Origin of the sequence: Halapricum desulfuricans (assembly GCF_017094525.1) — an archaeon.
Taxonomy (GTDB): domain Archaea; phylum Halobacteriota; class Halobacteria; order Halobacteriales; family Haloarculaceae; genus Halapricum; species Halapricum desulfuricans.
Window position 1 is genome coordinate 2,716,976 of sequence record NZ_CP064788.1, and the last position, 11,806, is coordinate 2,728,781.

The following is an 11,806-nucleotide window of genomic DNA, read 5'->3' on the forward strand; positions in this document are numbered from 1 at the left end:
GGTCGAGTGGTGCCCTGCCCTTTGATGGGTCAATATGATTAATGAATCATAATAATGGTTGCGGCAGTAAAGAAATGCTCCCGGTGCCCAATTCGGCCTCCCGTGCCGGAACTGGCCTGTTACTCGTTCGCAAATGCATCCGGATCGTCGGCGGCAGCCACCACGTCCCGGGCGGCGACGTTCTCCTCGACGTCGTGGACGCGGATCACGTCCACGCCGCGCTCGGTCGCCAGTGCCGTCCCCGCGATCGTCGCGGCCATCCGCTCGTCGGCCTCGAGCCCGACGTGTCCGAACATCGATTTGTGTGAGTGCCCGACCAGCACCGGACAGCCCAGCGCTTTGAACTCGCCGATCCGACCCAGCAACTCGAAGTCCTCGGCGGGGGTCTTCCCGAAGCCCACCCCGGGATCGACGAGGATCTGTGCCCGGTCCAGTCCGGCTTTCTCGGCCAGCAAAACGCGCTCTTTCAGCTGGTCGAGGGCGTCCTCGACGACGTCGTCGTACTCGATCTCCCGGTCGGGATCGACCGGCGTGTCGATGCTGTGCATCACGACCACCGGTACGTCGTGCTCGGCGGCGAGATGGCGCATCTCCGGGTCTTCCAGCCCCGAGACGTCGTTGAGGATATCCGCGCCCGCCTCCAGTGCGGCCGCTGCGACTACGGCCTTGCGCGTGTCGATCGAGACGGCCACGTCCAGTTCGGCGATCCGCTCGATCACCGGGACGACGCGATCGATCTCCTCCTCGGCCGGGACCGGCTCCGCACCGGGCCGGGTCGACTCCCCGCCGACGTCGACGATGTCGACGCCGTTGTCGACCATCGTTTCGGCTCTGGCGACGGCGTCCTCGACGGCGTCGTACTCCCCGCCGTCGTGGAACGAGTCCGGCGTGACGTTCAGAACACCCATGATCGCGGTCCGGTCCTCCCAGGGATAGCCCCGCCGATCGGGTTCGACGCCGATCCCGAGGTGTTCGCGCAGCCGATCCGCAAGCGGGGAGAGACCGTACGGCTGACCGTCGAGCTTCCCGACCAGGCGCTTGAACTGCGCCATCGTCGCCATCATGACCACGTCAAGCGGTTCCTCGTCCTGATTGTTCAGCCCCGAGATCGCACACTCCCCGCCCAGCGAGAGCAGTTCCTCCTTGAGATACTGGGCCTGTCGGGGCTGGACGCGCGTCTTGACGGCGCGGTGGACGCCCTTCCCGCGCATCCGCCAGACGCCGGCGTCGGTCACGTGTGCGCCCGCGAGCGTCTCGCGAGCGTCGTCGAGGTCCTCGATCCGCTTTTCGATCGTCGCTCGCGTCCAGCGCGTGCGCGCTTCCCGGACAGCGTACAGCGATCCCGAAACGAGCACGGCGTCGCTCTCTTCCGCGGCGTCGAGCGCGATGTCCAGCGCGCCCGCCACGTCCGAACGCGTCTCGACGGTCGCCTCGGGGTACTCGCTCTCGAAGGCGGCGGCGATGACCGTCTCGTCGTCCGCCCGGTCGACGTCCGCCTGACAGGCCACGACGTGTTCGGGTTCGGGCAGCGCGGCGGCGATCCCCTGGTGGTCCTTCCCGACCATCGCACCCACGACGAGATGCAGGTCGTCGTACTCGAACGCCTCGAGCGTCTCGGTGACCCGCTCGCAGCCGCCGGGGTTGTGCGCGCCGTCGAGGACGACCAGCGGTTCCCGGCCCATCACCTCGAACCGGCCGGGCCAGTGGGCGTTTCGCAGTCCGGTGGCCAGCGTCGTCTCGTCGACGTCAGCGACCTGTCGAGCAAGCGTCGCGGCGACGCCCGCGTTGCGGGCCTGGTGTGCGCCCGGTAGCGGCAACCGCGTCTCGACGTGAAAGCCGTCGCCGTCGAGTTCGACCCGGCCGTCCGTCCCCTCGATACCGTGGTACGCGACCGTCGTGTCCGCCGCACTCTCGTCGACGGTCACGACCTCGCCGGCGACCGATCCGATCGCCTCGCGGGCGGAGCCGGTCGCACCGGTCACGATCGGCGCGTCCGCAGGTGCGACGTGGGCCTTGTCGCGAGCGATCTCCTCGACGGTCTCGCCCAGCAGGTCCGTGTGTTCGAGCGTGACGCTGGTGACGGCGCTGGCGACCGGATCGACGACGCTGGTGGCGTCGTAGCGGCCGCCGATCCCCACCTCGAGCACCGCGACGTCGACGTCGGCGCGGGCGAACTGCCACAGCGCCAGCACGGTCATCGTCTCGAAGAACGTCGGCGCTTCCCCCTCCGCCGCTCGTTCGGTCACGTACGGCTCGATCCGCTCGACGAACTCGACGAGCGCGGCTTTGGGGATCTTGCGGCCGTCGACGGTGATCCGCTCGCGCACGTCCTCGAGGTGGGGCGAAGTGTACAACCCGACGGAGAGTCCCGCCTCCCGGAGCGTGGATTCGAGCATCCGGGCCGTCGAGCCCTTGCCGTTCGACCCGGCGATCTGGACCGCCTGCAGGTCCTCGTGGGGATCGCCCAGTTCCGCCAGCAACGCCTCGGTGGCGTCGGTCTCGCGCCGGGGCGGGAACCGGCGCAACTCCAGACAGAAGTTCGCCGCCTCGTGGAAGTCCATGCCTGTTGCATCCGGGGCCGATCGCTTTAGGCTGTCGAACCCGGTCGTTCCGGCGCTCGGGGTTGACGGCTACGCTTCCAGTTCGTCCTCGCCGGCAAGTCGACGCACGAGCACCTGGAAGGCCAGCCCGACGACCGCCGCGACCGCCTCGGCGTCGGGTGCCGGCTCCGGCCGTTCCGCCTCCGGTTCGGCGTCGACGATCACGTCGTCCCCCTCGGATTCGTCCTCGCCGAGCAATCGACGCACAACTGCGGCCAGCACGGCCAGCGCGGCCCCGCCGACCGAGACGCCGAGCAGCGCTTTCCTGGCCTGTTCGCGCCGTGACGGCGTCTCCTCCTCTTCAGGCTCGTCTTCGTCGCCCCCGGTCTCGCCCACGCTGTCGTTGACCGCTTCGTCGGCCGGCCCGCCTTCGTCTCGCGTGTCCGCCGTCGGTGGAGCCGCGTCCGACCGTTCGGTCGGCTCGTCGAACGAGTCAGGCGGCTCGGGTTCGGACTCGCCGCCGATGCCCGGCACCCGGTCCAGCGAAAGGTTCGGTAGTCGATCCGTGAGGTCTCCGCGGTCCATACCGTCAGTATCGCCGGCCAGCGTCATATAGCCCGTGCCCGAGGCAGTCATACTGTCAGCAGGATCGCGACACTCGGGCGTCGAAAATCCCACGAACGGACAGCCGACAGTATCAGACGACTGCCAGTCCCCGCGGGAGCGACGCCCGATACCGCTGTTGCCAGTCGACCGGCAGGCGGTGCCAGCCGTCGCCCGTGGGCGATCGGAAGAGACCGTGATTGGTCAGCGCGTGAAACGCGTCGTCTGGCCCGGTCGCGAGTACCGCCCGCGCGAGCCCGTCCGGTCCGGGAAGTCCGTCCATCGTTCGCTCCCAGCGGTCGCCGACGCGGCGATAGACGTAACTCTGCCCGCCGGGGTCGTGCGCCCGATGGGCGCTGGTCGCAGCCGAGACCAGCACGTGCTCGGGGTCGTCCGGATCGACGGCGACGCTCCAGACGTAGTGGTGGTCCAGCCCCTGCTGTCGAAACCGCCAGCTGTCGCCGCCGTCGGCTGATTCGGCGTACCCGTCTCCGGCCGCGACGTACACTCGTCCGCGCTGTCTGCCCGCTCCGCTGGTCGCGATCTCGTGGACGTCTCGCGGCGCGTTCTCGGGACGGTCCTGCCAGCTCGACCCGCCGTCGGCGGTCCGGACGAGCGCGCCGGCCTCGATCCCGACGTAGAGCCGGCCCGGGTCGTGGGGATCGGGTTCGATCCACCGGACGTGGTGGGTCTCCGGTCGCGGCGGAAACGACCACTCGTCGGCCGACGGCAGGTCCGTCAATCCGGGGTGACGGGCGGTCTGCCGTCGGCAACTATTTACTCGCGCCGGTTCGGAACACGCATATGTCCTATCGCCGTCAGCCCTCCCCGTTTCTTACCGGCGTCGGCGTCGGAATCGGCGTCTGGATCGTCGGCTATCTCGTCGCGCTGGTCCTGGTCGTCGTCGTTCGACCGCCGGCCATCGAGTCCTTCTCGCCGCCCGGGTACGCCGGTGCGATCTACGTGTTCGGCTCCGCGTTCGTCTTGCTGGCTCCGTCAGGTGGTGCCCCGCCGCTGTTGATGGCCGTTCCCGCGTTCGTCGGCTTGCTCGTCGCCGTCGCCGGCGGGGCGATCGTCCCGGTTCGCGCCGGGCGACTCGCCGACGGCTGGGCCGCGACGAAAGCCGGCGCGACCGTCGGGATCGGCGTCTGTCTGGCGACGCTCGCGGCGCTCGCGCTGTATCTGCTCCCCTCGACGCCGGTCTCGAACACGGCCATCCCGCTGCGCTATCTCGCGCTCGTCTTTGGCAACCTCCTGCTACCGGCCTTCGCGGGCGCGCTCGGAGGTGCGCTCCAGCACGCGGCGACCCAGCCCTAGCAGACTTTTCAACGCCCCGCCCGTAGCCCGGATATGGCCGACGAAGCGTACCAGCCCGGAGCGTGCAACATCGGCGCGGGTGAACAGCGAAAGCGCCGCCTGCTCGGCTACGCGAGCTTCGCCGTCGCGTTCGCCTACATCGCGGCGGTCCTGCTCGCCGGCTATCCCGAGACCTACGTCCTGGGGAGTTTCATCTTCCTGTACGGAGGCGTCCTCGGGGTGTTACAGGCCCAGCGACAGTTCTGTGCCGGCTACGCGGTGGCCGGCCGCTACGGCTTCGACGACGCCGAGGGGTCCGTCGAGGACAGCGACGCCCGCTCGCAGGACATCCGCCAGGCGCTGTTGCTCTCCGCCAAGGCGCTCGCCGCCGCCGTGTTCCTCGTCAGCGTCATCTACGGGGCTGCAGTGTCAGTGTGACCGGTGTCTTCGCACGCCGATCGCTACTCAATCGGGCGAAACGATTAACACGGGAAACGTCCTCTAGTCGTGCTCACACGACCCATGGACGACCGGCCGTCCGACGATCCGATAACCGACGCGATCCTCTCGACGTCCCAGTACGAACGGCTCCGCTACGCCGAGGGGATCATCACCGTTCCCGTCTCCCGGGTCCTGACCTACCAGGCCGTGTTGCTCGCGCTGCTGGCCTCGATCCTGCCGCTGTATTCGCTCTATCCGCCGACGATCGGTGCGCACGTCGGGACGCTCGATCCGTTTCTCGCGGCCCCGAAGATCCTGTTTCTGGGGCTGGTCGGCTGGGTGATCGAAGTCGCCTCGGCGCTGGCGCTCGCCGCCCTGTACTGGTATCGCGTGGGGCACGAACCGCTCGAAGAGGGGACAGCCCGTGCGATCGTCAATCTCGAGCAGATCGCTATCGGGCTCTCGCTGGTGACCGGCGGACTGGCGATCGGGGCCACCGTCGCGCTCGTCTCGCTGGGCGTGTTCGGTGGCTCGCTCCTCTCGACGTATCTCACTGACGTCGCCGGGACGAACGTCTTCGCACACGGCGGCACGCTCTCTGTCGGCCACCTCGCCGTCCTGTCCGTGCTGGGCTGTCTTGTCGTCGTCTCGATCCGACTCGCGCTCGGACGCGCCGGTTGACCCGTTACGCTCGCGAGCGAAACGCGCCACAGGCGCGTCCGTTCACCGCTCCGCGCAGTAGTCGACGAAGTTCCGTAGAATCTGCAGTCCGGTCTCACCGCTCTTTTCGGGGTGGAACTGCGTCCCGAAGACGTTGCCGGCCTCGTTAGCGACGACGCTCGCGAACTCGGTGCCGTAGTCGGTCGTCGTCACGACGGCGTCGGGGTCGTCCGGCTCGGCGTAGTAGGAGTGCACGAAGTAGGCGTACTCCCCGTCGACACCTTCGACGAGGGGATGGTCGCGCTCGACGGACAGCTGGTTCCAGCCCATGTGCGGGATCTTGCGATCGCCGGTGAACCGGCGGTTCGCCCCCGGGATCAGGTCCAGCCCTTCGACGTCGCCCTCGCCGGCGTGTTCGGCCTCCTCGCTCGTCGTGAGGAGCATCTGCATGCCGAGACAGATCCCGAACAGGGGTTTTCCGTCCGCCGCGAGTTCGACCAGCGTCTCGCGGAACGGACCGGCGTTGTCCATTCCCTCGGAGAACGCCCCGACGCCCGGCAGGACGATCCCGTCTGCGGCCTCGAAGTCGGCGAGATCGTCGCTGATCTCGACGTCTGCGCCGGCGCGTTCGAGGCCGCGGGTGACGCTGCGGAGGTTCCCCAGTCCGTAATCGACCACCACGATCGACGCCGTGGTCGCTCGCGTGTTGCTCATACCCGCTGTTGGTGGAGTGTCGTCAAGTTCCTTTCCGTTCGCGCAACCGGTCGGCCTCGCGGGCCACTGCCAGCATCGCCCCGTGATCGCGGCCGTTCGAGGCGACCAGTCCGTGGCTGTCGTGGTGCCAGTCCTCGCCGTCGATATCGGTGACCCGTCCGCCGGCCCGCTCGACCAGGTGCACGCCCGCGATAGAGTCCCACGGGTTCGGCCGGACGTTGGTGATCGCCCCTTCGATCGACCCGGCGGCGACGAGCGCGAGGGCGACCTGAACGGATTTCAGCCGGACGAGGTCGCCGAACCGGGTCACGATCCCCTCGGCGGCTGCCGCGTACTCGTCTCTGCGGTCGAAGTCCCACCACACTGTCGGGGCGACGGTGAACGTCTCCAGGTCAGTCCGTCCCGAGACGGAGACCGACTCGCCGTTGCGCCGGACCCCGTCCCGTTCGGCGACGTAGGTGTCGCCGACCGCCGGCAGCACGTTCGCCGCCGCGATCGGTTCGCCGTCCTCGACGACTGCGACGCTCGTCGCCCAGTGACGCATCCCGCGCACGTAGTTGTTCGTCCCGTCGATCGGATCGATCACCCAGGCTCGCCCCTTTTGGGGTACGTCCGTTCTGGCGTCGTTTTCCTCACCGACAATCATACCCTCCGGGTCCGACTCCCGGATCGTCGATACGATCCGCTGCTGTGTCCGGCGGTCGGCCCGGGTCACGTAATCGGTCTTGCCGGCCTTGCGCTCGACCGGGAGATCCGTCCGGAACAGGTCGACGGCGGTCGTCGCTCCGGCTTCGGCGGCCTCGCGAGCGAGGTCCGTGATCGTCATACTCCCACCGATGGTGAACACACATGTATCAGTATCGGTCGGATATCGAATATATAACGATACGTATTGAAAAATAGACGAGGCGATGAGAGATAGTCGATCAGTGCTATCTGTCGGAACAGTCGAGGCGCGGAGTCTGGCGGTCGTCGATCAGGGGGAACGAAGCGACGCGAGCGGCGGCAATAGCAGTGAGGCCGCGGGCGGTCGTCGAGTCCGCGCTCCGGCGGGCGTGGGCCATCTCGAGGCCCGTCTCGTCGGCGACCGGGACGAACCGGACAGTCGTTCCCTCGGGCGAGACCTCGAGCAGGAGATACGACTGCGGGAACGAGCACGTCGTCGGCGCGGCGATCTCCCGGACGCCACGGTAGTGATCGGCCGTCGGCAGGTGGTAGTGGCCGGTCAGGGTCAGGGCCGTGTCACCCGCCGCGAGCGTCTCGGCCAGCGGCGTCGGTTCGCGCATCGTCGGCGGGACAGCCATCTCCGGTTCGATCGCCTGGTGGGCCGCCAGTTGCTCCGAGACCGGCGGGAAGTTGTGATGCACCAGCACGACGGGGTCAATGGCGTTTTCAAGCGCTTCGGCCAGCCAGTCGCGCTGGGACTGCTCGACGTGGCCGTCGTGACTCTCGGTGAGGCGTTCAGCAGTGCCGGCGCTGTTCACGCCGAAGACGTCGAGCCCGGCGACCTCGGCGTGGAAGGGCAGCTCGCCCGGACCGTACTTTCGTGCGAACCGCTCGAGTGGGGGTGTCTCGTGTTCGTCGCTCGCCTTCGGCACGTCGTGGTTGCCGGGCACGGCAAGAAACGGCACGTCGAGGTCCGCGAGTACGTCGTCGACGGCCCCGTAGTTCCAGGGTTCGCCGTCCTTCGTCAGATCGCCCGGCGACAGGACCGCGTCGACGTCGCGCCGGCGCATGTCCTCGACCGCCGCCGCGAAGTGATCGACGGTGTGCTCGAACAGCTTCGAGGTCCCCTCCGCCCGGGTCGAGAGGTGCGGATCGGCGACGACGCCGACACGCGCTTCGGGTCCCCGGGGCCGGTCGAGATGTGCGAGGACGGGGCCCGACGCCGTCATAGTTCCCCCGGGAAGAACGGCGTCGGATCGTCGTGATAGAAGCTCCCGAGGCGAGTGCCGTCGAGCGTCTGGACGTGCGAATACATCTCGCCGCGCTCGCGGACAGCCGTCACGAGTCCACCCGCGTGTGTCATGTCCACGCCGCCGACAAGCAACACGGCGATCTTCCGATCGGTGTCAGTCACCTTCGTGATCGTGAACAGGTCGCTGCTGAGCCGTCGGTTGAAGACCTCGTAGGCGTCGAACGAACCGTCGGCAATCGCCGACTCGACGTCCGCCGCGACGTCGCCCGGAGCGACGTAGACGAACCCGAATCGGTCGGTCTCGCCCGCCGCAGGCGGTTCGGGTGTGGCGTGTGCCGCCCGCACAGTCGTCACGTCCCAGCCGTCCGAGGCCATCGACTCGGCCATCTCGGTCGCCATCGAGAGCGTCCGTCCCCACGCGTTCTTGCCGCCGTCAGAATGGGCTGCCATATCGGCGCTTTCGAGTACCGGTACAAGAAGATTCTGCCTTCGTGGCCATTTGATAGTGATATATAGAGCAATATTCGGAACATTTCTTTATTACATCATTATATTTCAATTAGCAGCTTTCGTAACAGTTCCATCCCGAGGTGGCGTTGATGCCCGAGAAAACGACTCGACGCGGGTTCCTGACAGCAGCGGGCGGGGGCGCAGCCGCGGCACTGGCCGGTTGTTCGAGCGGACCATCCGACGACGGATCGACGCCGACCGAGACTGGCGGAGCGCCGTCGTACGGTGGTGACGGCGACACGGCGTCCGAACAGACCGACACCGACGAAAAGGAGACGCCCGCCGAGCCGGGCGGGACGTTGCAGATGATGGCGAGTGGCTCCATCCAGACGCTCGATCCGATCAACGCGAAGGGGTCGGGCGCCGGCTACGACCAGTACGGTCGGTCGCTCATGGAGTTCAAAGACGGGCTGTACCCCCCGGAGGCCGAACTGGCGACCGATTACACCGTTTCCGATGACGGACTGACCTATACCTTCGACCTGCGCGAGGACGTCACGTTCCACGACGGCTCGGAGCTGACCGCACACGATATCGTCTACTCCTACCGTCGGCTGGCCGGCTCGGAGAACTCCCGCAACCGGGACGACATCATCGGCGAGACGATGACGATCGCCCACGAGAAGGATCCATCACGGACGGAACCGACAGACGAGACCACGCTTTCTGATTACGTCCCCGGTTCACTCGCGGTCGAGGCAGTCGACGATTACACGTTCCGGTTCGAACTCGAGAGCCCGTTCCAGTACACGCTCTTCCAGATCGCCGGCGGCGCGTTCGCGGTGCTCCCGGAGAACGCAGTCGGGGACATCGAAGGCTACGACGGGGAGTACAGCTACAACGAGTTTTTCAGCACCGAAAACGGGGGGCCGACATACGCCGGGCTGGGACCGTTCGAGGTCGACTCCTGGACGAAGGGCAGCCAGATCAAGCTCACGAAGTTCGAGGATTACTACGGCGACGGACCGCTGCTCGACGGGATCACTTACACGGTCGTCGGGAGCGGGCAGACGCGCCTCCAGCGGTTCAAAAACGGGAACGCGGACGTCCTCGAGGGGATGCCGACGGCGTCGTTCAACCCCGGTAACGTCTCCATCGAGGAGACGAGCGGGAACCGCTCGACCGGGACCTACACCTTCGACGACGGGACGGAAGTCAACTACGGGCAGATCCCGGCGCTGACGACCGAGTACCTCGTGTTCAATACGCTCGAGGTGCCGATTCCGGTCCGGAAAGCGTTCGCCTACGCGATGAACCAACACGAGATCGCCCAGAACGTCTACAAGGGCGTCGCCAAGCCAGCCTACCACATCACGCCCCCGGCCCCGTATCCGACCTTCGAGGACGGCGTCTCGTCCGTCGAGACCTACGACCGCCACGCCGAATCCGGCTACCAGTCGGTCACCGACTACGGCGCGGACGGCTATCCCTACGGCTACGGGGAGAGCCTCGTCGGCGAGGCGACCGCTGTCATGGAAGACGCGGGGTACGGGTCGGAGGACATGTATTCGATTACGGCGACGACGATTACCGGCGACAGCGGCTACCAGTCCGTGTTCACGCGCCTCCAGCCGAAGTTGCGGGCCGCACACATCGACATGAGCATCGAAGAGGCCGAGTTCGGGACGATCATCAGCCGCGCGATCAGCGGCGACATGGAGGTCTTTGCCCTCGGTGACGGGATGGAATATCCCGGCCCCCAGAACTTCCTGCGGTTCCTCTACGGCGAGAGTCCGAGCGGGCAGTTCACCCGGTGGGGTGCTGAAGGAAGTTACCACGACGCCGACCGCCGCCAGCAGGCACTCGACGCCTGGGAAGAGAACTACGCCGCAGACGACGCGACCCAGGCCACCCGCAACCGTGCCTTCCAGGCGATCGAGGAAATCAACTGGGCGTCTGTTCAGGAGTTGCCGACCGTCCACCCGACGGCCCAGCGCTTCTGGCACGACCACGTCGACGTCGAGATGTACGGCGTCATGGAGAACCAGACCTTCGACGACGTGACGCTGAACCGATAACGGAGTCGACCGGCTGTGATATCTCTGTATGTGACTGTGCGGGCGACCGCCCGACGCCCGACGAACGTCTCTCCCGAGTGGCAACCATGAGCAGATTCAAATATCTCGCCAAACGGTTCGCACTGAGCGTCCCCGTCATCTGGCTCGGCACCTCGATGACCTGGTTCATCATCTACATGGGGCCGATCGATCCGGCCTCGCGGCTGCTCAGTCAGGGCCAGATTCGCAATCCAGCCGCCTACGAGGCCGCACAGACCCAGCTCGGACTCGACCAGCCGCCGCTGCAACACTACGTCGACTGGATGACGAGTCTGCTCACGTTCGATCTGGGCCGAACCTGGCTGCTCTATCAGGGGTCAAACGTGAACGCGCTCATCCTCGATTTCCTGCCGCGCACGCTGTGGCTGGGGCTGTGGTCGGTGCTCATCGCCGTGTTCATCGGCGTCTCGATGGGCTTTTACGCGGGGATGCGCTCGAACAGCGTCTCCGATTACGTCGCCTCTATGGGCGGGATCGTCTGGCGGGCGATGCCGAACTTCTGGCTGGCGATCATGCTCCTGACGCTTCTGAGCACGCCGGCCTGGCTGTTCGGCTTCGACTACCAGCAGTTCGGCGTCCCGCTCGACGGGCTCACCGGTAGCCCCGACATGTCCCGCATCGGGACTGTCGACGGCTTTCTGGCGGCGACGAAGAAAGTCCTGCCCGCGGCGCTCGTGCTCGGGTCGGCCTCGATGGGCAACGAGATGCGGATCGGCCGGACGGCCGTCCTCGAAGTCAAAAACCAGAACTACGTCGACCTGGCGAAAGCCAAAGGCGTCTCCGACCGCGCGCTCGTCTGGAAGCACATCTTCCGCAACGCGCTGGTCCCGCTCGTCCCAATCGTCACGACCGAGGCCTTCCTGCTCATCGGCGGGAGCGTCCTCGTCGAGACGGTCTTCGGTATCAACGGGATCGGCTACCTGTTCTTCGAGGCGGCCACATCGGGCGACCTGCCGCTGGTCGGCACGCTGATGTACATATTCATACTCATGACTGTTGGAATCAACCTCTTTCAGGACCTGTTGTACACGATCATCGACCCGCGAGTCGGACTGGAGGGGACCTGA

The 11,806-nt window shown here is 66.8% G+C and carries 12 protein-coding genes; 5 read left to right on the forward strand and 7 right to left on the reverse strand.

Annotated elements, in window-relative coordinates:
• Positions 1–119 precede the first annotated feature (119 nt).
• The 3 genes from folP to HSR122_RS13925 all read right to left on the reverse strand — a co-directional run bounded on the left by folP (position 120) and on the right by HSR122_RS13925 (position 3,885).
• Positions 120–2,561 (reverse strand): dihydropteroate synthase, encoded by a 2,442-nt coding sequence (gene folP / locus HSR122_RS13915; protein WP_229110401.1) that lies wholly within the window; start codon positions 2,559–2,561, stop codon positions 120–122.
• A gap of 69 nt (positions 2,562–2,630) precedes the next feature.
• Positions 2,631–3,125 carry a hypothetical protein gene (locus tag HSR122_RS13920; protein WP_229110402.1) on the reverse strand — a complete coding sequence of 165 codons (495 nt, stop codon included), beginning with the start codon at positions 3,123–3,125 and terminating at the stop codon, positions 2,631–2,633.
• A 112-nt stretch (positions 3,126–3,237) separates the two neighbouring features.
• Positions 3,238–3,885 (reverse strand): WD40/YVTN/BNR-like repeat-containing protein, encoded by a 648-nt coding sequence (locus HSR122_RS13925; RefSeq protein ID WP_229110403.1) that lies wholly within the window; start codon positions 3,883–3,885, stop codon positions 3,238–3,240.
• Between the two features lie 62 nt (positions 3,886–3,947).
• Between HSR122_RS13925 and HSR122_RS13930 the strand changes: the two genes are divergently transcribed.
• The 3 genes from HSR122_RS13930 to HSR122_RS13940 all read left to right on the forward strand — a co-directional run bounded on the left by HSR122_RS13930 (position 3,948) and on the right by HSR122_RS13940 (position 5,561).
• Positions 3,948–4,460, forward strand: coding sequence for a hypothetical protein (locus tag HSR122_RS13930; RefSeq protein WP_229110404.1), 513 nt, complete (start codon positions 3,948–3,950; stop codon positions 4,458–4,460).
• A gap of 33 nt (positions 4,461–4,493) precedes the next feature.
• Positions 4,494–4,877, forward strand: coding sequence for a hypothetical protein (locus HSR122_RS13935; protein ID WP_229110405.1), 384 nt, complete (start codon positions 4,494–4,496; stop codon positions 4,875–4,877).
• An 84-nt stretch (positions 4,878–4,961) separates the two neighbouring features.
• On the forward strand, positions 4,962–5,561 hold the full coding sequence (locus tag HSR122_RS13940; RefSeq protein ID WP_229110406.1) for a hypothetical protein: 600 nt from the start codon (positions 4,962–4,964) through the stop codon (positions 5,559–5,561).
• A gap of 42 nt (positions 5,562–5,603) precedes the next feature.
• Here the strand turns inward: HSR122_RS13940 and hisH are convergent, their stop codons facing one another.
• From hisH to HSR122_RS13960, 4 genes are all read right to left on the reverse strand, one after another.
• Positions 5,604–6,254, reverse strand: coding sequence for an imidazole glycerol phosphate synthase subunit HisH (hisH, locus tag HSR122_RS13945; RefSeq protein WP_229110407.1), 651 nt, complete (start codon positions 6,252–6,254; stop codon positions 5,604–5,606).
• A gap of 22 nt (positions 6,255–6,276) precedes the next feature.
• Positions 6,277–7,080, reverse strand: coding sequence for an inositol monophosphatase family protein (locus HSR122_RS13950; protein ID WP_229110408.1), 804 nt, complete (start codon positions 7,078–7,080; stop codon positions 6,277–6,279).
• A gap of 106 nt (positions 7,081–7,186) precedes the next feature.
• Positions 7,187–8,149, reverse strand: a complete 963-nt coding sequence (locus tag HSR122_RS13955; RefSeq protein WP_229110409.1) for a metallophosphoesterase family protein — start codon at positions 8,147–8,149, stop codon at positions 7,187–7,189.
• Complete coding sequence (locus HSR122_RS13960; RefSeq protein WP_229110410.1) at positions 8,146–8,622, reverse strand: DUF7529 family protein; 477 nt, start codon at positions 8,620–8,622, stop codon at positions 8,146–8,148. Before HSR122_RS13960 ends, HSR122_RS13955 begins: the two co-directional genes overlap by 4 nt.
• A 149-nt stretch (positions 8,623–8,771) precedes the next feature.
• Here HSR122_RS13960 and HSR122_RS13965 point away from each other — a divergent pair, with 149 nt between their 5' ends.
• Both HSR122_RS13965 and HSR122_RS13970 read left to right on the forward strand, forming a co-directional pair.
• Positions 8,772–10,700: an ABC transporter substrate-binding protein gene (locus HSR122_RS13965; protein ID WP_229110411.1), complete on the forward strand. Its 1,929-nt coding sequence runs from the start codon at positions 8,772–8,774 to the stop codon at positions 10,698–10,700.
• A gap of 86 nt (positions 10,701–10,786) precedes the next feature.
• Positions 10,787–11,806 carry an ABC transporter permease gene (locus tag HSR122_RS13970; RefSeq protein WP_229110412.1) on the forward strand — a complete coding sequence of 340 codons (1,020 nt, stop codon included), beginning with the start codon at positions 10,787–10,789 and terminating at the stop codon, positions 11,804–11,806.